Here is a 20,498-nt window from a genome sequence, read left to right as displayed (position 1 = left end):
GCAACCTCACAGACGAAAGGATCCCTCCTGGACATGTGAACCAGCGCGCCGCCACCGGCGGCGCATCACGCAGGGGGAGGTTCCACTTGAGACGCACAGCGGTGCTCGGTTCGGCCGGCACTCTTATCGCGGGCACGCTCATAGCAGGGGCGATAGCCGCACCGGCGGCCGGCGCCGACAGCCGGCACCACGGAGGCCCGGAGGCGCGCGGTGTCCAGATCGCCGCGGCCCGGGCCGCGAAGGCCGGAATCGACTGGACGGACTGTCCGGCCGACTGGGCGATCGCCGCACCCATCCAGTGCGGCTGGGTGAGCGTTCCGCTCGACTACGCCGAGCCGAACGGCAAGCAGATCAAGCTCGCCGTCGACCGGCACGTCAGCACGGGCACGAAGGACGAACGCCAGGGCGCACTCGTCTACAACCCCGGAGGCCCCGGTGGCTCGGGCATGGCGTTCCCGAAGCGCGTCGTCACCAAGAACCCCCTCTGGACGAAGACCGCGAAGGCGTACGACTTCGTCGGCTTCGACCCACGCGGCGTCGGCCACTCCGCGCCGATCTCCTGCATGGATCCCCAGGAGTTCGTGAAGGCACCGAAGGCCGATCCGGTGCCGGACAGCGAGGCCGACAAGCGGGCCCAGCGCAAGCTGGCGGCCGAGTACGCCGAGGGCTGCGCCGAGCGCAGCGGCGACATGCTGCCGCACATGACGACGCCCAACACCGCGCGCGACCTGGATGTCATCCGCGCCGCGCTCGGTGAGCGGAAGCTCAACTTCCTGGGTGTCTCCTACGGCACCTACCTGGGCGCGGTCTACGGCACCCTCTTCCCGTCGCACGTACGCCGCATGGTCGTCGACAGCGTGGTCAACCCGGCGAAGGACAACATCTGGTACGAGGCCAACCTCAACCAGGACATCGCCTTCCAGACCCGCTGGAACGACTGGAAGGCATGGGTCGCAGAGAACGACGCGGCCTACCACATCGGTGACACGCCCGAGAAGGTCGAGCAGGCCTGGCTGACCCTGCGGGCCGCGGCCAAGAAGAACCCGATCGGTGGCGTCCTCGGCCCCGCCGAACTCATCGGTTTCTTCCAGGGCGCGCCGTACTACGACTCAGCCTGGGCGCCCACCGCGCAGGTCTGGAGCGACTACCTGGGCGGCGACACCCAGGCGCTGATCGACGCCGCGGCGCCCGACCTGTCGGACACCGCGGGCAACATCAGCTCGGAGAACGGCAACGCCGTGTACACGGCGGTCGAGTGCGCGGACGCCAAGTGGCCCACCAGCTGGAAGAAGTGGGACCGCGACAACACCCGGCTGCACAAGGACCACCCGTTCATGACCTGGGCCAACGCCTGGATGAACCTGCCGTGTGCGACCTGGCCGTCCAAGCAGCAGACCCCGCTGGACGTCCGCACCGGCAAGGGCCTGCCGCCGGTGCTGATCGTGCAGTCCACACGCGACGCCGCCACCCCGTACGAGGGCGCCGTCGAGCTGCACAAGCGCTTCAAGGGCTCCCGTCTCATCACCGAGAAGGGCGCCGGTTCGCACGGTGTCACGGGCCTGGTCAACCCCTGCGTCAACGAGCGGGTGGACACCTACCTGCTCACGGGGAAGACCGACCGGCGCGATGTGACGTGCACCCCGCACGCCACACCGACTCCGTGATCACCACCTGACGTGAGCGGGCGGCCGATGTCATCCGGCGGCCGCCCGCTCACCCCCTGTCGGGGCCGGTGCGGTGCCGCTCACGCTCCCCGGTCGTACCGCTCCAGCCAGGCGTCCTCGGCCGCGAAGTCGAAGAGCGCCTCGCCGTAGTTACGGGCCATCTTCGGGAAGGCCTGCTTCCAGTCGCGTCCGTCGAGCTCGGCGATCAGCCATTCGACGGTCTGCGGCAGCGACTCGACATATCCCGTGACCGGGCGGTAGCCCAGCTCCCGTTCGGCGGCGGTCATGTCGTACACGACGGGATGCGCACCGCTCCACGGCGTCTCCCCGATGCCGCCCTCCGGCGGCGCACCCGCCACCAGCACCGTCTCGGTCTCCAGACCGAGCACCGCGTCCACGGCCGCGCCGATCTCGGCGACGGACGGTGCCTGTGGGTCCGCAGCGTTGAGCACCCGGGAGGCCGGGCGCGCAGCGGCGAGGCGTATCAGCTCTGCGATGTTGGACGCATGGGCCGGATGGAAGCGGCTCGCCCCGTCGTACGCGAGGACCCGCCGCCGGCGCCCGTCCACCAGCCGCTTGACGAAATACAGCTCGCGCGGCGTCCGGCAGTGCGGTCCGTGGACCGCGCCCGCCCGGAGCAGTGTCACCGGCAACGCCTCGCCGGCCGCGAGCAGTTCCTGCTCCAGCGCGATCTTCCGCGTCCCGTACGTCGCGTCCCCCGGAGTGACCGTGCGCTGGGTCTCCGGGACCGGCACGGGATACTCCGGGAAGCCGTCCGGCTGGCCCTGTGTGTCGAAACTGCGGCCCCGGCCGTCCTCGTACACCGCGCCGCTGGATATGACGACCGCCGAGCCGACCCGGCCCGCGAGCCCGGCGAGCTGCGTGGCGTGGTCCCGGCCGAAGGCGACCATGTCGACCAGGACGTCACAGCCGTCGCCCAGCGCCGCCTCCAGCGCCCCCTCCTTCGCGCGGTCCAGCGCGACCGCGCGGACCTGTTCGTCCCAGCCGCTGTCCCTGCCGCCCGCACGTGAGGCCGCGATCACCTCCCAGCCGTCCTCGGCCAGAGCCCGCACCGCGGGGCGGCCGATCTGTCCCGTGGCTCCCAGCACGAACGCTCGTCCTCTGCTCATGCGGGAAACGCTACGGCGGCCCCAGCGGCCGGACCAGCGAAAGCGGCCCTCAGCAGATTCCCCGCTCAGCGTGGCCGGCGTGGGAACTTCTTGGTCTCCTCGGCCTGCGCCGCCTTCGCCTTGACCGCGTACTCGTCGACGTACTCCTGACCGGAGAGGCCGAGAATGGCATACATGATCTCGTCCGTGACGGCCCGGATCGCCGCCTTCTGGTCCTCCATGCCCGCGTAGCGGGAGAAGTCCAGCGGCTCCCCGAACCGGATCGTGACCCGCTTGACGCTGGGCACCTTCTGGCCGGGCGGCTGGATTTCGAACGTGCCGACCATCGCGCAGGGAACGACCGGTACTCCCGCCCTGATCGCCATCACCGCGACCCCGACCTTGCCCTTGTACAGCCGTCCGTCGTGCGAGCGGGTGCCTTCCGGATAGATGCCGAGCAGTTCCCCCTTGCTCAGCACCCCCAGCCCCTCGCGGATGGCCGCCTGTCCCGCCTCCTTGCCGGACCGGTCGACGGGGATCTGCCCGATGCTGTGGAAGAACGCCGCGGTCAGCTTGCCCTTGATGCCGGGGCCGGTGAAGTACTCGGCCTTCGCGAGGAACGTGATACGGCGCCGGAGGATGGCGGGCATCAGGAAGTGGTCGGAGAAGGAGAGGTGGTTGCCCGCGACGATGGCCGCGCCGTCGTCGGGGATGTGTTCCAGCCCCTCGATGCGGGGCCGGAACACCAGCCGGAGCAGAGGGCCAAGCACGACATACTTCAGGACGTAATAGAACACAGCTACTCTCCTAGCCTTCCGGACCGGGCCGTTGGCCGCGTTCTGCCAGGTCACACGGGTGTCGTCGCTCGTGTGGCCGACTCGTCGGCGTGCCTGACGGCGGGCCGGCCTCATCCGACTGGTACCCGCTTCTCGTCGTCTCACCTGACGCCCGATCAGCCGATGGTGCGTCCGGACACGCCGCCTCTCTCCAGCGGAGATCGTAGCCCTGTTCAGGGTGCTCCCGGGAAATCCCGCGCAGGGGGTGGCGGGAGCCCGCGGAAGGGCCCTCCGAACCGTGTCGGAGGACCCTTCCGGACCCGTTGGCGGCCTCGTGCCGGGCCTCGCGCCGAGCGGCCTCGCGTCACCCCCGGAGCAGGCGTCCCAGCGCCCACCGTGCCGGGCCGGCATAGGCCGCGAGGGCGACGGCGGGGCCCTCGATCCGGAGTGTCGTGGCCGACCCGCCGGGCCGGTGCTGGACCTCGTGACGCAGGCGCAGACGCACCGGGCCCAGCCGCACCCTCCACGCCCACCGCCATCGCTCCTCGTCCACCGACTCGACGACGAACGCCGCCGTGACACCGAACAGGGAGACGATCTCACCCCGGGTGCCGGGCCTGATCCGTTCGTCGCTCACGCGCACCGCCCTGATCTGCGGCGACCAGGACGGCCATCGAGCCGGCGTGACGTAGCGCAGCCAGACGTCCTCGGCCGCCGCACGGCCTTCGGCCCGCAGTGTCACAGCCGCCATCGGACCGGGACCCCGCTCAGCCGGCCTGGTCGTGGACGAACTCGTTGAGCGCCTTGCCGGGCCGCAGGGAGGCCTCGCCGCCCACGTCGTGGAAGCTGCCGAAGCCCACCAGGGTGACCGCTCTCCCCGCCTTGAGCGCTTCGGCGATCACGCCCGCCTCCGCGACCGTGCCGAACAGGGCGTCGACCACCCGGCCGATCTGGTCGGCAGGCACTTCGCCGTCCTCCACCGTCTTGCGTCCGATCGCCTCGATCAGCCCGGCCCTGTCCATGCGAAGCACCCACTTCCCGCTGACGAAGACGCGCGACAGGCACGACCCTGCGGTCCACGTCGGCCGGTCATGCGCCACACAGTGTCATCAGGGTGACACCGGGGGAGCACCTCCGCACGGCGCCGTACGCCGGCTGTGTGCGGAGGCCGGCAGGCCCGCCCCGACGGTGGCGATCATGGCAGCGGGCCGGCCGCCCGTTCCCTCAGGTGTCGCGGGTGGCGAGCATCCCCAGAGTGGCGAGACCGAGGACCACCCAGCCGAACCAGAGCCAGCCGTTGCTCCCCAGTGCCACCGTGTACGCCGTCACCGCGACCAGCGCGCCGACCGTGAGCACTCCCATGGTTTTCGTGGATCCAGGCATGAGCGCACGCTCCTCACCCGGCCGCACGGCCGGTGAAGCCATGGTCACCCCTCGGGGGCGCCCACCGCTACTGGCCGCGCGCCTGCAATGAAGCGAGATAGGCGTTGTACGCCTTCAGTTCCTGGTCGCCGTCCCGGTCGGCGGCACGGTCGGAGCGCTTGGCCGTCCGCTGCTCGGAGCGGTACCACTGGAAGACCAGCGCGATCAGCACCAGCACGGACGGGATCTCGCTGAACGCCCAGGCGATCCCGCCGGCCGCGGACTGGTCGCCCAGGGCATCGATACCGAGTGAGGCCGGGGGGTTCTCGTACGCCTTCACCATCGGCTGGCTCGCCATCATCAGCGCGATCCCGAAGAACGCGTGGAACGGCATGCCCGCGAAGAGCTCCAGCATCCGCATCACGTAACCGGGCCGGTGCGGGCCCGGGTCGACGCCCATGATCGGCCAGAAGAACACCAGGCCGACTGCCAGGAAGTGCACCATCATCGCGATGTGGCCCGTCTTCGACCCCATGAGGAAGTCGAACAGCGGAGTGAAGTAGAGGCCGTACAGGCTCGCGATGAAGAGCGGGATCGTGAAGACCGGATGCGTGATGACCTTCATGTAGCGGCTGTGGAGCAGCTTGAGCAGCAGCTCACGCGGTCCTGTGCGGTCCCGCCCGGCCACGGGCAGCGCCCGCAGCGCCAGCGTCACCGGCGCGCCCAGCAGGAGCAGGATCGGCGACACCATGCTGATCACCATGTGCTGCACCATGTGCACGCTGAACATGACCATGCCGTAGTCGTTCAGGCCCGTGCACATCACCAGGGCGATGGACAGCACACCGATGACGAAGAACACGGTCCGGTTCACCGGCCAGCCGTCGCCCCGGGCGCGCAGCCGCGCGACCCCGTAGCCGTACAGAGCGAGGGCGGCGACGCAGCCGACCAGGAAGAACGGGTCCGCGGAGAACTCGAGCCCACGTCCCAGCGTGAACGGCGGCAGATCCATGTTCATGCCGTGCCCGCTGTGATCCATCTGTTCACTCCCGCTGGGGACGTCCCCGTTTCGTGCCGGTTGTCCGGTCCAGACTAGAACCGCCCCCGGCAGCGGGTGCGGCCGGGGGCGGTTCAGCGGGTGTCGTGGCGGTCAGAGCACGACCTGCGCCTCGGCGTAGCGCTCGGCCGGAACCGTCTTCAGGGTCTCCACGGCCGCAGCCAGGGGAACCATCGTGATGTCCGTGCCGCGCAGCGCCGTCATCATGCCGAACTCACCGCGGTGAGCGGCCTCCACCGCGTGCCAGCCGAAGCGGGTGGCCAGGACGCGGTCGTACGCGGTCGGGGTGCCACCGCGCTGCACATGGCCGAGGATCACCGGGCGGGCCTCCTTGCCGAGGCGCTGCTCCAGCTCGCCGGAGAGCTGCGTCGCCACGCCGGCGAAGCGCTCATGGCCGTAGATGTCCTTCGTGCCCTGGTTGAACTCCATGGAGCCCTCCCGGGGCTTCGCGCCCTCCGCGACGACGACGATCGCGAACTTCTTGCCGTCCGAGAAGCGCTTGCCGACCAGCGTGGTCAGCTCGTCGATGTCGAAGGGCCGCTCGGGGACGACGATGGCGTGCGCGCCGGCCGCCATGCCCGAGTGCAGCGCGATCCAGCCGGTGTGGCGGCCCATGACCTCGACGATCAGCACACGCTGGTGCGACTCCGCCGTGGTCTTCAGCCGGTCCAGCGCCTCGGTCGCGACACCGACGGCCGTGTCGAAACCGAAGGTCACATCCGTGGAGGCGATGTCGTTGTCGATGGTCTTCGGTACGCCCACGATGGGCAGGCCCGCCTCGGAGAGCAGATTGGCGGCCTTCAGCGTGCCCTCGCCGCCGATCGGGATGATCGCGTCCAGACCGAGATCGGCGACATGGCCCTTCGCCCGCTCCACGCCGTCACGCAGATGCGCGGGCTGGACACGGGAGGAGCCGAGGATCGTGCCACCACGCGCGAGGATGCCGCCGACCGCGTCGAGGTCGAGCTTGCGGTAGTCGCACTCGAGGAGGCCCTTCCACCCGTCGTGGAAGCCGATGACCTCGTCGCCGTGGTCGACGACCGCGCGGTGCACGACGGAACGGATGACGGCGTTGAGGCCGGGGCAGTCGCCGCCGGAGGTGAGCACACCAATTCGCATTGCCCGGGAAACCTTTGCAACGTGGGCCGACGCCGGACCACGTCGTCCGGTTGGATCCCCGCCACCCTACCGGCGCGGGGTGGCCGGACCGAACCCACTGTCCGACTGCTGGACGTCCACCGGATGTACACGGGCCCGGCGCACGCGGACCGGCCTCCGGAGAGGCCGGTCCTTACGGCTGCGTCAGGCGGGCCGGGTCAGGCGGGCTGGGTCGCCGCGGCGATCCGCTCGGCGCGCAGCGCCTCGTACCACCGGTCGTCGCTCGGCGGCAGGGCGTTGACGTCCAGGGCCAGCTTCAGCAACAGGTCCGCGATCAGCGGGTTCCGCGCCAGGACCGGCCCGTGCATGTACGTACCGAAGACGGTGTCGTTGTACGCGCCCTCCGTGCCGTCACCCGTGCCGTTGCCCCGGCCGAGACGTACCCGGGCGAACGGCCGCGCCGAGGGGCCGAGGTGGGTGATCCCCTGGTGGTTCTCGAAGCCGGTCAGCGGCGGCAGCCCCAGGTTCGGGTCGATGTCGCCGAGCACGTCGCCGACGCACCGGGCGCCCTCACCACGGGTCGAGACGACGTCGAGCAGCCCGAGGCCCGGCTCGCGCTCGCCGAGGTCGTTGATGAACTCGTGTCCGAGGATCTGGTAGCCCGCGCAGACCGAGAAGATGATCGCGCCGTTCGCCGCGGCCCTGTTCAGCCCGCCGTCCCGCCGCAGCCGCTCCGAGGCGAGCCGCTGCGGCCTGTCCTCACCGCCGCCGATCAGATAGATGTCGCCCGACGTCGGGATCGGCTGGTCGCTGCGCACGTCCACGCGCGCCACGTCGAGGCCGCGCTGGCGGGCCCGGCGCTCCACCACCAAGGCGTTGCCCTGGTCGCCGTAGGTGCTGAGGAGGTCGGGGTAGACCCACACCAGCCGCAGGCTGTTGTTGCTCATGCTTCGTCCTCTCCGGGGGTTGCCCGCGCGGGGGTCAGTTGCCGACACGACGGCGCAGATCCTGGAAGGCGGTGTAGTTGGCGATGACCTCGATGCGGCCGGGCGGAGCCATCTGGACGGCCTCGTCCAGGGTCTCGCAGACGCGGAAGTCCAGTCCGGCCACCTCGAGCCGGACCGCGAGGTCAAGCTTGCGGTCACCGAGCACGAAGATCGGGTGACCGTAGAGCTGGGTGTAGTCCACGTCCCACAGCCAGGAGGTGTCCGTACCGTCCGCTCCACGCGCGTTCACCGAGAGGATCACCGGGGTGGGCGGCGGGTCGATCAGGGAGAACGTCTCGAGCCAGCCCGCCGGGTTCTTCGCCAGCAGGAGCCGGAGCTCACGGCCGAGGAAGCTGACGACGTCGTAGCGCCCGGCCACGGCCTGCACCTGGTACATCCGCTCCAGGGCGACCTGCGGCGGCACGCCGAAGACCGCGGCCACCGCGGCCGAGCTCGTGGCGTTGGCCTTGTTGGCCCGGCCCGGCAGCTGGAGGTGGATCGGCCACGCCGAACCGTGCGGGTCCAGGACGTAGTCGCCGTTCAGCGCCCAGCTCGGGGCGGGGCGGCGGAAGCCGCACTCGCCGCAGAACCAGTCGTCACCGGGGCGCTGCATCACACCGCCGCAGGACGGGCAGGACCAGGCGTCGTCCTTCCACGCCTGCCCCGCCGCGACCCACACGACATTGGGGGAGGAGGAAGCGGCCCAGACGATCAGCGGGTCGTCGGCGTTGGCCACGATCACGGCCTTCGAGCCCGACAGGCCCTCGCGCCACTGCTCCGCCATCATCCGGGTCTCGGCCGCGCGGTCCAGCTGGTCGCGGGAGAGGTTGAGCAGCGCGATCACCTTCGGTGTCGTGTCACGTGCCACACCCGCGAGGTACTTCTCGTCGACCTCGATCACGCCGTACCGCGCGTCCGAGCCCCCTGCCAGCGCGGAGGTGATCCCCGCGGGCATGTTGGCTCCGAGCGCGTTCGACACGACGGGACCGGCGGCCGTGAGCGCTTCCGCGATCAGCCGCGTGGTGGTCGTCTTGCCGTTCGTCGCGGACACGAGGATCACATCCAGGTGCTGCGCCAGCCGCCCGAGCAGGTCGGGGTCGAGCTTGAGCGCCACCCGGCCGCCGATCACCGATCCGCTGCCGCGCCCCGCAGCGCGCGACACCGCCGCCGCGGCCTTGCCCGCCGTCACGGCGAGCTTGGCCCGCGGCGACAACGGCTCCGTGTTGCCTGCCATCGTCCTAGATCCTCCTTGCGTAAGTCCGCACCCAGCCTATCGATGTCCGGCGCGGCGACCGCACCTCGGCACCACGGGGAACGTGGAGGTCACGTGGAACGTACGCTTCTCCCCATGCGAAACCGCCCGATCCCCGGCAGTACCGGACGCGTTCGCGCCATGACTCTGCTCGGCGCCCCGGTCCTCCACAGTCCGTGCGACGACGTCACCGAATTCGGCCCGTCGCTCGCCCGGCTGGTGGAGGACATGTTCGCCACCATGTACGCCGCGAACGGTGTGGGGCTCGCCGCGAACCAGATCGGCTTCCCCCTCAAGGTGTTCGTCTTCGACTGTCCGGACGACGACGAGGTCCGGCACCTGGGTCACGTCGTCAATCCCGTACTCGTCGAGGCGGACGGCATCACCGTACGCGGAGCGGAGGGGTGTCTCTCGCTTCCGGGGCTCGAAGCCGCCACCCCGCGTTTCGACCACGCGGTGGTGGAGGGCCGGACGGTGACGGGGGAGCCGGTACGGATCGCCGGCACCGGCTGGTTCGCCCGCTGCCTGCAGCACGAGTGCGACCACCTCGAAGGCACGGTCTACACGGACCGGCTGACGGGGCTGCGCCGCGCCAGGGCCCTGCGCGCGGCCCGGCGGGCGTCCTGGGCGCGTACGGCCGCCGAGGGCTGAGCCCCGGGCCCGCCGTCGCTCAGAAGCCCTGGCCGCCGGGGCGGTCGCCGGCTTCGGCGAGCCTGCCCCAGAGCAGGTCGGCGAGGCTGCGTACGAGCTGTTCCCGCGAGCACGGCCGGTCGCCCAGCCACCAGTCGCCGGCCGCGTGCATCATGCCGACGATGCCGTGACCCCAGATGCGGGCCATCTGCTCGCTGTCGGGACCGAGATCGACCCGCTCCGCGATCACCTTCCCCAGCTCCTCGCCGAGTCGGCGCAGCAGCGGCGCCGAGTGACGGCCCACGTCGAAACCCTGTTCGGGTGAGGGGGCCGCGTCGTCGGACGGGTGCATCAGGAAGCGGTAGACCTGGGGGCGCGCCTCGATCGCCGCGAGATAGGTGTCCAGGGTCGCCTCGACCCGTTCGCGCCGCTCGGAGGGGGCGTCGAGCGCGGCCCGCAGGGCGCTCAGCAGGGCGTCGGTGTGACGTTTGGCGAGAGCGCGGTAGAGGCCGCCCTTGTCGCCGAAGTGCCGGTAGAGGATGGGCTTGGTGATCCCGGCCTCCGCGGCGATCGCGTTCATCGACGCCTTCGGTCCGTCCCTGAGCACGACTCGGTCCGCGGCTTCGAGCAGCTCCCGCCGGCGGCGTTCGGCCGCTGTCCGCTGCCGTTCGGCCCCTCTTGTGGTCTCCATGTCGTTTCTCCCGCCCCACCCGGCTGTCCTGCGATCTCGTCACGCCCGGGCAACGTAACACCCTGGCTCCGCCGTGCGCGGATCCGCGGCTGACTGGTTGACAGAGGCTACTTGCTGGTAACAGACTGGTGTTACCGCTAGTAACGGGTTTTCCGGAAGTGCATGGAGGGAACATGGCCGAGTTCACGCTCGAGCTCAACGACGACCAGAAGCAGGTCCGTGACTGGCTGCACGGATTCGCCGCCGAGGTGATCCGGCCGGCCGCTTCGGAGTGGGACGAGCGTGAGGAAACGCCCTGGCCCGTCATCCAGGAGGCGGCCAAGGTAGGCATCTACTCCCTCGACTTCTACGCCCAGCAGTTCTTCGACCCTACGGGCCTGGGCATCCCCATGGCCATGGAGGAGCTCTTCTGGGGTGACGCCGGTATCGCCCTGTCGATCGTCGGCACCGGCCTGGCGGCCGTCGGCGTCCTCGCCAACGGAACCGAGGAGCAGATCGGCACCTGGATCCCGCAGATGTACGGGGACGCCGACGACGTGAAGGTCGCCGCCTTCTGCTCCTCCGAACCGGACGCGGGTTCCGACGTCGCCTCGATGCGGACCCGCGCGGTGTACGACGAGGCCAAGGACGAGTGGATCCTCAACGGCACCAAGACCTGGGCGACCAACGGCGGGATCGCCAACGTCCATGTCGTCGTCGCGGTCGTCGACCCCGGGCTCGGCTCGAAGGGCCACGCCTCCTTCATCGTCCCGCCGGCCACCCCCGGCCTCTCGCAGGGGCAGAAGTTCAAGAAGCACGGCATCCGCGCCTCGCACACGGCCGAGGTCGTCCTCGAGGACGTCCGGGTCCCCGGACACTGCCTGCTCGGCGGCAAGGAGAAGCTCGACGAGCGCCTCGCCCGGGCCCGTGAGCGCGCCAGGTCGGGTGGCGAACGCGTCAAGAACGCGGCCATGGCGACCTTCGAGGCGTCCCGCCCGGCCGTCGGCGCGATGGCCGTCGGCACGGCCCGCGCCGCGTACGAGGTCGCGCTCGACTACGCCAAGACGCGGACCCAGTTCGGCCGGCCGATCATCGACAACCAGGGAATCGCCTTCCAGTTGGCCGACATGCGTACGCAGATCGACGCGGCGCGGCTGCTCGTCTGGCGCGCCTCCTGGATGGCGAGCGCCGGCAAGCCGTTCACCGCGGCCGAGGGCTCGATGTCGAAGCTCTACGCGAGCGAGACGGCGAAGACGGTCACCGCCCAGGCCGTGCAGATCCTCGGCGGCAACGGATTCACCCGTGAGTACCCGGTCGAGCGCATGCACCGGGACGCCGCGATCTACACCATCTTCGAGGGCACGAGCGAGATCCAGCGCCTGGTCATCGCCCGCACCCTGTCGGGGATGCCGATCCGCTAGCCACGCCGCGGGGCCGGACCGATGCCGGTCCGGCCCCGCGCGCTGTCCGTACCGCTACCGCGGCAGCTGCGCCTCGACGGCCGCCACGACCTCGGGCGCCTCCGGCTCGGTGCGGGGGCGGATCCGGGCGACCGGCTCACCGGCCGGGGAGACCAGGAACTTCTCGAAGTTCCACTGGACGTCTCCCGCCGCGCCCTCGGAGTCCTCGAGCTTCGTCAGCTCCGTGTAGAGCGGGTGCCGGTTCTCGCCGTTGACGTCGATCTTCTCCAGCAGCGGGAAGCTGACCCCGTAGGTCGTCGAGCAGAACGTCTGGATCTCCTCCGCGGTGCCCGGCTCCTGGCCCGCGAACTGGTTGCAGGGCACCCCGAGAACGGTGAAACCGCGGTCCCCGTACTCCTTCTGGAGCCTCTCCAGGCCTGCGTACTGCGGAGTGAGCCCGCATCGGGAAGCGACGTTCACCAGCAGGACCGCCGAACCCTTGTAGGCGCCAAGGGTGGTCGGCTCGCCGGTGAGCGTACGGAGCGGGATGTCGTGCAGCGTCATGGTTGTCTCCTCGATGGCGTGGCGTCCCTCTCATTGTGACGGCCCCTGTGGGGAAGCCTGCCGCGGGTCGAGGGTCCGGTAGTAGAACGTCGTCGCCTTCAGCGTGCCGTACGGGTCCGTCGCGTAGTCCGGGACGGAGCCGCACGGCGTCCAGCCCGCCGAACGGTAGAGCCGTTCGGCGTCGCTCCCCGTCTCCGTGTCCAGGACCAGCAGGGTCAGCCCTTCGGCGGCGGCGGACTGCTCGGCGGCCGCGAGCAGGGCCCTGCCGACTCCCCGGCCCCGGGCCGAGGGCCTGACCATGAGCTTGGAGACCTCCGCGCGGTGGCGTGCGTTGGGCAGCGACGTCCTGACCAGACCGATCGTGCCCACCGCCCGCTCGGCGTCGCGGGCGATCCAGACCTGGTGGTCCCCGGCCTCCACGGCGGCGGCCCGCCGCCGCCACCAGGCGGCCGCCGCCTCCCGGTCCAGAGGGGCGAGGAATCCGACCGAGGCCCCGCCCTCCACGGCTTCGATCAGCAGGGTGGCGAGCTCATCGGCGTACGTGACCAGCGCGGGGCCGGACACGGGGACGATCTCGGTCATGAAGCGGGTCCTTTCACATTCACGGCAGGACGATCATCAGGGCGTAACGGACGCGTAGCGGGCCCGGACAGCGGAAGTGTGAGGGGCCGCGCAACCTGAAGCGCAGGCAGTCGCCCTCGCGCACGGTGTGCGTGGCTCCGCCGACCGTGACCTCGACCGTGCCCTCGAGTACCCAGATGTGCTGTTCCACACCGGGCACCGGCGCGTCCTCGTACGAGAGCGCCGCGCCGGCGTCGAGTGTGCCCTCGATGACCTCGGCGCGCAGCCCGGGGTGCGGCGGTGAGACCGAGCGGCGCACGAAGCCGGACGGCTCGTCCCGCCACACCGGCTGCCGCGCGGCCGGGACCAGCCGCGGCGGCTCCGCCTCCACCTCCATCAGCAGCCGCGACATCGTGCGCCCGTACACCGTGCACAGCTGTCCGAGCACGGAGGCGGTGGGACTCAGCTCCCCGCGCTCCAGCCGCGACAGGGTCGAGCGGCTCACGCCGGCGCGGCGGGACAGCTCGTCCAGCGACCAGCCGCGCTCGGTGCGGAGTGCGCCCAGCCGCGCCGCGAGACGGTCGTCGACGCTGTCGGAGACCTCGGGATCTCTCATATGAGGGAGGATATCTCCATTCAGAGAAGTGTGCCCATGGGGTGATGCCGTGTCAGGCTGTTGAACGGAATATAAGCCGCAAAGCGGGCAAAAAGAGTCGCTCGTCGACTGGAGAACCGAGGAGACCGACATGGCTGGAAGCACGACCGGGACGAGTGAGCGTCAGGACACCGCCGGTGGGCACGGTGCCCAGTCCGGCTGGACCGTGTTCGCGGCGGTGATGATGATCTTCGGCGGGGCCATGGCCGTCCTCGAAGGCATCGCCGCCATCGCCAAGGACGACCTGTTCGTCTCGACACGCGACTACGTTTTCCAGTTCAGCCTCGCGGGCTGGGGCTGGGTGCACCTCATCCTGGGGATCGTCGTCGTCCTCGCCGGTTTCGCGCTCTTCAGCGGGGCCCTGTGGGCGCGCGCCGTCGGCGTCCTGCTCGCCGGGCTCCTGGTGGTCGCCCACTTCCTGTGGCTGCCCTACTACCCGTTCTGGTCGCTGGTGCTCATCGCCATCAACGTCTTCGTCATCTGGGCGCTGTGCGTGGGGCCTCAGAAGAGCTCCCGAGCCTGAGCGTGAGGACGTAGGAGACCACCACGGAGACGATCACGAGCGGCATGACCGTGACGCCCTCGGATCCCAGCAACAGCGTGGCGAGCAGTACCGAGGTCATCGGCAGCCTGAGCATCGCCACGCACATGGCCCCGATCCCCATCGCGAAAGCGGAGGTGGCGTTCAGGCCCGGCAGGTGCGACAGGGCGAGCCCGCCCGCCGCTCCCAGGAACATCGACGGGAAGATGGGGCCGCCCCTGAAGGCGCTCAGTGATGCCGAGTAAGCGAGGGCCTTGCACACGATCAGCACGAGCAGAGTCCCCACCGTGTACGTGGCGTCCTCGGCGAGCAGGCCGCCGAGGGCGTCCTGGCCCGAGTACAGCACCTCGGAGGCCTCTCTTCCCGTGCTCTCGGCGTAGAGCAGCGCGAGTACGCCGACGGTCAGGCCCATCGCGACGGCCGCGATCACCCGCCGCCGCTCGACCCGCCCCTGCAAGGCCAGGGACAGTCTCCTGACTCCCGTGCCCACGAGCGCGGCCGCGGCCCCGAGGGCGACGGCCCAGCCGAACTCGGCGACGGTCGGCTGAGGGGTGTGAGGGACGTGGGGGAGGGCCAGGGAGTACGTGCCGAGGCCGGTCCACGAGCCCAGGCCGATGAAGATGAGCGACCCGATGCCGGAGGCGAGCAGTCCCGGCACGAGCACCAGGCCGAGCATCATCCCGGCGAGGCCCGACGCCTCCATCAGCAGGAACGCGCCGAGGAGCGGTGAGCCCAGGAGGGCGCTGACGGCGGCGAAGCTTCCCGCCGCCGCAACCATCGCTGCCGCGCTCGGCTGGATGCCCGGCTTCAACAGGCGCACCGCGCAGACGGCCAGTCCGCCGCCGAGCGCGATGAGCGGGGCCTCGGGCCCGAGAACCGCGCCGAGACCCAGCGAGGCCAGCGCGGCGAGTGCGACACCCGGCAGCTCCGCCACCGCCGGTGCCCCCGTGTTCACGAACCCTTCGGCCGGCTTGTGACCGCCCGTCCCCGGCAGATGGCGGATGGCCAGCCCCGTCAGCAGGCCCGCCACGGCGAGCAGCGGGACCGGCCACCACGACGGAGTGCTCCCGAAGCCCAGAGCGCGGGGCAGATCCTCGTAGGTCAGTGACTGGAGCTCATGGACGAGCGCCAGGAAGCCGAACGCGGCGGCGGAGACGGGGACTCCGAGAACAGCCACCATGATCAGAAGCGCCGCGTACCCCCGGGTGCGGACCACCACAAGCGGATCCGGGGCCTCCGGGCCGGATGTGCCGACCGGTTCGGCCGTCATGCTCATGGTCTCCTCGATGCCGGGTCCCGGCTCGGGCGTGCTGCCCGGCACGGGTCCACACGGTGATACCACGATGTCCGGTCATGTCGGCCGTGTACCCGCTGTCATGGGCCGGTTAATTCCGCACGTCACCCGCCGTCGCCCCCTCGGCCGCCGGGAGACGGCCCGCAGCCACCGCGTCGACGAGCGCCCGGTGATCGCGCTCGTTCTGATCGGCGTACCGCTCCGCGAAGACCGCCAGGGCCCGGTCGAACACGTCACCGCGCCCCAGGTAGGCGGCGATGGCGATCCGGTCCCCGGACCGGGCGTGCGCCCGGGCCAGAGTCGTCCCGCACACCTCGCCGAAAGCGCCCATGCCGCGCGGCACCATCTGCTCCGGCTCGGCGATTCCCTTCCAGTCGCGCAGCTGGCGCACGTAGAAGTCCCGGCGCCTTCCGTCGATACCGTCCACCCGCTGCCAGCCGAGGAAGATGTCGCCTGCCGCCTGCATCAGACGCTGGCCGGCCACCACCCGCTCGCCCTGGTTCCGGTACCCGCTCGGCCCCGCGAACGGCGCGAGTACCGAGGTGTCCGCCTCCTTGGCCTGCAGGATGAGCGGATCTCCACTGTCCCTGCCCAGCAGGAGGATGACCCAGCACCGGGTGCCGACGCTGCCCACGCCCACGACCTTGCGGGCGATGTCGGCCGGGCGGTAGTCGGCGAGCAGTGCTCTGCGGTCCGAGGGCAGACTCCGGCCGTAGTGCCGGAGCAGCTTCTCCAGTCGCGCCTGCGTCGCGCCGCGTTCCGGGCCCGGGAGCAGATCGGCGAGGGGGACCAGCAGGGGAGGGTCGGCCGCTATCCGGATCTCCCCGCCGACGACCTCCGTGAGCTTGCCGTAGGCCTGCAGGCTGTCCCGGGTGCGCGCCTTCCCGGCCGCCCTGGCCAGCCGCTTGCGGCCCCGGGGGGCCAGCCGCTCGGCGGCGACGGCCCGGAGCTGGTCGACGTCGGTCCGCGTGTACCAGACGTCCAGATTGCGCATGCCCGCGAACCTGATCATCGACTCCCGGTACGACCGCACCGTGGCCCGCACGATCCGCCTCCGCTCCTCGTCCGAGAAGCCGTTCGCGCGGCCCGCGATGACGAGACTCACCGCCAGCCGCTTGACGTCCCACTCCCAGGGACCCGGAAGCGTCTCGTCGAAGTCGTTGATGTCGAACAGCAGCCGGCGCTCAGGGGAGGCGAGCAGCCTGAAGTTGAGCAGGTGCGCGTCCCCGCAGAGCTGCGCCCGGATGCCTGAGTCCGGCGTTCCGGCCAGGTCGGAGGCCATGATCGCCGCGGCACCGCGGTAGAAGCGGAACGGTGATTCCGTCATTCGCGCGTACCGGATCGGCACGAGTTCCCGCACCCTGCCCGCCGACTGGGCCTCCAGTACCGCCAGCGGATCGGGCCGGTCCGCCGGTGGGTCGTACGCGCGATGACCGGAGCGGGGGGCCCGCCCGCGCGCCTGCTTGCCGAGAGCGGCCCGGTCCTCGGGCGTCGACCCCGGCACGGCGCGGAGCGGGGATGGGGCGTCCTGGGTCATGGCGGACCCTCCTGACTGCCGGACGTGCGGCGCGCGAGCCTGCCTTCCCATCATTGCCCGTGCGCTGTCGTCCGGCTCGTCGTCAGCCGTCCGGCCCGGCCCGCCCGGACGGGCGGGCGGGCCGGGCGGTCAGGTCTTGCGGTCGCGCAGGGCCCGGGCCCTGCCCACCCTCCGCCAGATCGCCCGCTGGCATCTGAGTGCGGCCGCTCCCACCACGATGAGCACCGTGATGTTGACCAGGAGCTGGATGAGGGAGCCGCGCGCCTCGGACCAGCTGGCGAACGCGGTCGAGACACTGACTGCCGCGGCCGCCGGAATGGTCGTTACGGAGATGAAAACCCCGAGAAGGGCGCTCGTGCGTGCCTCGGTCAGCGACACGATGCCCACGACGGCGGCGAGGGCGGCGACGGCGAAGGAGAAGAAGTTGGGGGTGTTGATGAGGTCGGAGACGGGGCGCAGCCCTCGGTCGAAGGCCCTCGACTCGAGACCGAACCCGCGGATGAGCAGACTGAAGAGGAAGGTGACCGCGATCGTCAGCAGGAAGCCCCGGCACAGGGCGGACAGCCCCGTGCGGACCATGGAACGGTCACCCCTGTCGATGCCCAGCGCCACGGCGACGATCGCTCCGTACTCGGGACCGACGACCATGGCGCCGACGATCAGGATCTGGGAGTTGGTGACGATGCCGACCGAGCCGATGAGCCCCGCGATCACCAGGTACAGGTAGAAGCTCGGTGCGTATCTGCCCTCCGACCGGATCCGGGCCTCCACCTGGTCCCAGACCGGAGCGTTGGCCGTCGCCCCGAGGCGGCGGGAGGCGCTCTCCGACGCCCGGCCCGTGAACGCCATGTCGACCGGTTCGATGACGACGGAGCCCCGAAGGTCGAGCCGGAGGTCCCGCAGGCCCCGCAGGACCTCGTTCGCCGCCCCGGTCAGTACGTCGCACGCGACCGAGTCGCCGTCGGGATTGCGCGCGACGCCCCGCTGCACGATCAGGTTGAGGACGTAGGGGTTGCCGCCGAGGAGTTCCTCCGCCCGCTCTGTGAGATCCGGCGGGCTGACGGCGCGGACATGGATCATGTCCACGCCACACCTCCCGGAGGCCATGGGAGGGAACGAGTGGTATGCGCGGGATCGCGGCTTTCGCGGGAGTACGGCAGAGATGGGGCGGTCATGAACCGATACCCTCCCACAGCGTCACGCGCTCCGGCGGGCGGCCTGCGGACGGGCGCGCCGGTGTCACCGCAGGGAGCAGTCGTCCTGTCGGCCCGGCGAGGTGCCCGGCCTGACGGAACGGTCACCGGCCGGCCCGCTGATCCGTCCGTACGCGCGGTCGCGGGGCTGCTTCCGTGCCAAGGACGCGCGGGGCTCAGGCTGTGGGCGCGGGACCGTGCGGTTGCCGGGGCGGAGGAGGCACCGGACCGTGCGGTTGCCGGGGCGGAGGAGGCACCGGACCGGCGGTGTTCCGGCCGTCACTCCTTCTCGTCGTCCCACTCCTTGCCGAGCAGCCGGCTGTCGAAGGTTCCCAGGACCGCCGCGAGGGCCGCGCCCAGACGCCAGTCGTAGCCCGACGCGTGCAGGTGCACCGTGTCGTCCTCAGCCCTGAACTCCAGCGGAGCCTGGCCACCCGCACGCCACACGATGCGGCGCGGCCCACGCGCAGCGTCACCGTCACCGCTGAGCAGGCTGAGCACGATGATCAGCGTCTGCAGTGGGGAGAGCAGCCACCACACACACCACCAGACGATCCGCCCCTTGTAACCCACCGCCTCCTCGCCACCGGCAGGGGTCACCGTCCAGCGGGTGCGCCACCCCCTGCCCCTGAGCGCCTTCTCCCTGACGAGCGTGCCGATGAGCTCACCGTGTGCGCCGAGCACCTGGTAGGTCGCGACACCGCTTCCGGCCGACACGGTCACCAGCGTGGCCAGCCGCTTCCCACGGTGCTCGTCCGCCCACAGCACGAACGACCGCGCTCCGCCGCCCCGCGCCGCCCGATAGGCGGGTATCCCGCCCGGCGGCAGCTCGCGCTCCACGTACGCCACCACACGGGCGGGCCCCGTGTCCTCCGTGAGCCGCACCAGGCGACCCACCGGGGAGGGTGCCCCACCGCCGGCCGGCCCCTCGATCCGTGGCGCCGGCCCCGTACTCAGAACGCTGCTCACCGCTGTGCCCCTCCGGGTGTGTCATACCGGCTTGAGAGGATCCCCTCGTGGAAACCCCCGAACTCTTCCCCGGACAGCAGCCCGTGGCAGACCGCCGCGAAGCCGGACGCCCGGTGCGGTGCGCCCTCTGCGGACGGCCCCTCACCGGGGCGCGGTCGCGCCGCTCCGGACTGGGCCCCGCCTGCGACGCCAAGCTGCACCCTGCGGGTCCGGACATCCGGACCCGCCGTCACGAGGTGGACCAGGACCCACTGCCCGGCACCTGAGCCGGCAGGAGGGGCCTATGCGCCGTCGAGACGACGGAACAGCCCTTCCTGCACCACGGACACCAGCAACTGCCCCTGACGGTCGTAGATCCGCCCCCTGGCCAGCCCACGACCGCCCGTGGCGATCGGTGACTCCTGGTCGTAGAGGAACCACTCGTCCGCCCGGAACGGGCGGTGGAACCACATGGCGTGGTCCAGTGACGCCATGTCGAAGCCGCGCGGCCCCCACAGCGGCTCGACCGGGATACGTACCGCGTCCAGCAGCGTCATGTCGCTCGCGTACGTCAGCGCACAGGTGTGCACGAGAGGGTCGTCGCCCAGCGGCCCGACCGCGCGCATCCACACCGCACTGCGCGGGTCCGCGTCCTCGATCTCCTCCCGCGTCCAGCGCAGCCGGTCGACGTACCGGATGTCGAACGGCTGGCGACGGGCCATCCGCTCCAGCGCCTCCGGCAGCCCGCCCAGGTGCTCACGCACCTCGTCGGCGACCGTCGGCAGATCGTCGGGGTCCGGCACCGTACGGGCGGGCGGCAGCTGGTGCTCGAAGCTCGCCTCCTCCGGGCGGTGGAAGGACGCCGTCAGATTGAAGATCGTCCGGCCCTGCTGCACGGCCGTGACCCGGCGCGTCGTGAAGGACCGGCCGTCCCGGACCCGCTCCACGTCGTAGACGATCGGCACGCCGGGACGGCCCGGACGCAGGAAGTAGGCGTGCAGCGAATGGACGGGACGGTCCCCGTCCGTCGTGCGGCCGGCCGCGACCAGAGCCTGGCCCGCGACCTGCCCGCCGAAGACCCGCTGCAGGGACTCGTCGGGGCTGCGGCCACGGAAGATGTTGACCTCGATCCGCTCCAGGTCGAGCAGGTCGACCAGGCTGTCGGCGGGGTTCGTCATGCGGTTCTTCTCCACTTTTCTGC

At 71.0% G+C, this 20,498-nt stretch carries 23 protein-coding genes; 5 read left to right on the top strand and 18 right to left on the bottom strand.

What is annotated here, in order from left to right; translation table 11 throughout:
- The first annotated feature begins 86 nt into the window (after positions 1-86).
- Positions 87-1,664, top strand: coding sequence for an alpha/beta hydrolase (locus tag ACZ32T_RS29055; RefSeq protein ID WP_467369890.1), 1,578 nt, complete (start codon positions 87-89; stop codon positions 1,662-1,664).
- Positions 1,665-1,744: 80 nt separating this feature from the next.
- On the opposite strand, the gene ACZ32T_RS29050 is transcribed toward ACZ32T_RS29055, so the two are convergent.
- The 9 genes from ACZ32T_RS29050 to ACZ32T_RS29010 all read right to left on the bottom strand — a co-directional run bounded on the left by ACZ32T_RS29050 (position 1,745) and on the right by ACZ32T_RS29010 (position 9,286).
- Positions 1,745-2,773 carry an NAD-dependent epimerase/dehydratase family protein gene (locus ACZ32T_RS29050; RefSeq protein WP_467370023.1) on the bottom strand — a complete coding sequence of 343 codons (1,029 nt, stop codon included), beginning with the start codon at positions 2,771-2,773 and terminating at the stop codon, positions 1,745-1,747.
- Between the two features lie 86 nt (positions 2,774-2,859).
- On the bottom strand, positions 2,860-3,570 hold the full coding sequence (locus ACZ32T_RS29045; RefSeq protein WP_467369887.1) for a lysophospholipid acyltransferase family protein: 711 nt from the start codon (positions 3,568-3,570) through the stop codon (positions 2,860-2,862).
- Positions 3,571-3,913: 343 nt separating this feature from the next.
- Entirely contained in the window at positions 3,914-4,300 is a 387-nt protein-coding gene (locus ACZ32T_RS29040; protein WP_467271137.1) for an SRPBCC family protein, read from the bottom strand.
- Positions 4,301-4,316: 16 nt separating this feature from the next.
- A complete protein-coding gene (locus tag ACZ32T_RS29035) occupies positions 4,317-4,571 on the bottom strand; it encodes an HU family DNA-binding protein (RefSeq protein WP_467271135.1) in 255 nt (84 codons plus the stop codon).
- A gap of 202 nt (positions 4,572-4,773) precedes the next feature.
- Positions 4,774-4,932: a hypothetical protein gene (locus ACZ32T_RS29030; protein ID WP_107103313.1), complete on the bottom strand. Its 159-nt coding sequence runs from the start codon at positions 4,930-4,932 to the stop codon at positions 4,774-4,776.
- A 67-nt stretch (positions 4,933-4,999) separates the two neighbouring features.
- Positions 5,000-5,950, bottom strand: a complete 951-nt coding sequence (locus tag ACZ32T_RS29025; RefSeq protein ID WP_467271133.1) for a cytochrome c oxidase assembly protein — start codon at positions 5,948-5,950, stop codon at positions 5,000-5,002.
- 111 nt (positions 5,951-6,061) lie between these two features.
- A complete protein-coding gene (locus ACZ32T_RS29020) occupies positions 6,062-7,087 on the bottom strand; it encodes a 6-phosphofructokinase (RefSeq protein WP_467271131.1) in 1,026 nt (341 codons plus the stop codon).
- A gap of 197 nt (positions 7,088-7,284) precedes the next feature.
- Positions 7,285-8,013 carry a type 1 glutamine amidotransferase gene (locus ACZ32T_RS29015; protein WP_356714945.1) on the bottom strand — a complete coding sequence of 243 codons (729 nt, stop codon included), beginning with the start codon at positions 8,011-8,013 and terminating at the stop codon, positions 7,285-7,287.
- A gap of 34 nt (positions 8,014-8,047) precedes the next feature.
- On the bottom strand, positions 8,048-9,286 hold the full coding sequence (locus ACZ32T_RS29010; RefSeq protein ID WP_467271129.1) for a DUF1727 domain-containing protein: 1,239 nt from the start codon (positions 9,284-9,286) through the stop codon (positions 8,048-8,050).
- 114 nt (positions 9,287-9,400) lie between these two features.
- Between ACZ32T_RS29010 and def the strand changes: the two genes are divergently transcribed.
- Positions 9,401-9,955 carry a peptide deformylase gene (gene def / locus ACZ32T_RS29005; protein ID WP_467271127.1) on the top strand — a complete coding sequence of 185 codons (555 nt, stop codon included), beginning with the start codon at positions 9,401-9,403 and terminating at the stop codon, positions 9,953-9,955.
- 19 nt (positions 9,956-9,974) lie between these two features.
- On the opposite strand, the gene ACZ32T_RS29000 is transcribed toward def, so the two are convergent.
- Positions 9,975-10,625, bottom strand: a complete 651-nt coding sequence (locus tag ACZ32T_RS29000) for a TetR/AcrR family transcriptional regulator (RefSeq protein ID WP_467271125.1) — start codon at positions 10,623-10,625, stop codon at positions 9,975-9,977.
- 173 nt (positions 10,626-10,798) lie between these two features.
- Here ACZ32T_RS29000 and ACZ32T_RS28995 point away from each other — a divergent pair, with 173 nt between their 5' ends.
- Positions 10,799-12,025 (top strand): acyl-CoA dehydrogenase family protein, encoded by a 1,227-nt coding sequence (locus tag ACZ32T_RS28995; protein ID WP_467271124.1) that lies wholly within the window; start codon positions 10,799-10,801, stop codon positions 12,023-12,025.
- A 54-nt stretch (positions 12,026-12,079) separates the two neighbouring features.
- On the opposite strand, the gene ACZ32T_RS28990 is transcribed toward ACZ32T_RS28995, so the two are convergent.
- From ACZ32T_RS28990 to ACZ32T_RS28980, 3 genes are read right to left on the bottom strand one after another with little or no spacing between them, the layout of a single operon-like run.
- Positions 12,080-12,568, bottom strand: a complete 489-nt coding sequence (locus ACZ32T_RS28990; RefSeq protein ID WP_467369885.1) for a glutathione peroxidase — start codon at positions 12,566-12,568, stop codon at positions 12,080-12,082.
- 30 nt (positions 12,569-12,598) lie between these two features.
- Positions 12,599-13,150: a GNAT family N-acetyltransferase gene (locus ACZ32T_RS28985; protein ID WP_467265082.1), complete on the bottom strand. Its 552-nt coding sequence runs from the start codon at positions 13,148-13,150 to the stop codon at positions 12,599-12,601.
- A 19-nt stretch (positions 13,151-13,169) separates the two neighbouring features.
- A complete protein-coding gene (locus ACZ32T_RS28980; protein ID WP_467265084.1) occupies positions 13,170-13,745 on the bottom strand; it encodes a helix-turn-helix domain-containing protein in 576 nt (191 codons plus the stop codon).
- A gap of 130 nt (positions 13,746-13,875) precedes the next feature.
- On the opposite strand from ACZ32T_RS28980, the gene ACZ32T_RS28975 reads away from it, so the two are divergent.
- Entirely contained in the window at positions 13,876-14,307 is a 432-nt protein-coding gene (locus tag ACZ32T_RS28975; protein ID WP_467265087.1) for a DUF7144 family membrane protein, read from the top strand.
- Here the strand turns inward: ACZ32T_RS28975 and ACZ32T_RS28970 are convergent.
- The 4 genes from ACZ32T_RS28970 to ACZ32T_RS28955 all read right to left on the bottom strand — a co-directional run bounded on the left by ACZ32T_RS28970 (position 14,261) and on the right by ACZ32T_RS28955 (position 19,318).
- On the bottom strand, positions 14,261-15,595 hold the full coding sequence (locus ACZ32T_RS28970) for a chloride channel protein (RefSeq protein ID WP_467370021.1): 1,335 nt from the start codon (positions 15,593-15,595) through the stop codon (positions 14,261-14,263). The genes ACZ32T_RS28975 and ACZ32T_RS28970 overlap by 47 nt on opposite strands.
- A gap of 115 nt (positions 15,596-15,710) precedes the next feature.
- Entirely contained in the window at positions 15,711-17,156 is a 1,446-nt protein-coding gene (locus ACZ32T_RS28965; protein WP_467369883.1) for a DUF2252 domain-containing protein, read from the bottom strand.
- Between the two features lie 129 nt (positions 17,157-17,285).
- Positions 17,286-18,242 (bottom strand): DUF389 domain-containing protein, encoded by a 957-nt coding sequence (locus ACZ32T_RS28960; protein ID WP_467265091.1) that lies wholly within the window; start codon positions 18,240-18,242, stop codon positions 17,286-17,288.
- Positions 18,243-18,628: 386 nt separating this feature from the next.
- Positions 18,629-19,318 (bottom strand): hypothetical protein, encoded by a 690-nt coding sequence (locus ACZ32T_RS28955; protein ID WP_467265093.1) that lies wholly within the window; start codon positions 19,316-19,318, stop codon positions 18,629-18,631.
- Between the two features lie 47 nt (positions 19,319-19,365).
- Between ACZ32T_RS28955 and ACZ32T_RS28950 the strand changes: the two genes are divergently transcribed.
- Positions 19,366-19,584 carry a DUF6011 domain-containing protein gene (locus tag ACZ32T_RS28950; RefSeq protein ID WP_467265095.1) on the top strand — a complete coding sequence of 73 codons (219 nt, stop codon included), beginning with the start codon at positions 19,366-19,368 and terminating at the stop codon, positions 19,582-19,584.
- 15 nt (positions 19,585-19,599) lie between these two features.
- On the opposite strand, the gene ACZ32T_RS28945 is transcribed toward ACZ32T_RS28950, so the two are convergent.
- Positions 19,600-20,475: an acyl-CoA thioesterase gene (locus tag ACZ32T_RS28945; RefSeq protein ID WP_351280912.1), complete on the bottom strand. Its 876-nt coding sequence runs from the start codon at positions 20,473-20,475 to the stop codon at positions 19,600-19,602.
- Positions 20,476-20,498 lie beyond the last annotated feature (23 nt).

The sequence above is a fragment of the Streptomyces sp. NPDC023573 genome (assembly GCF_055559735.1).
This window is presented reverse-complemented; position numbering and strand designations above follow the sequence as displayed.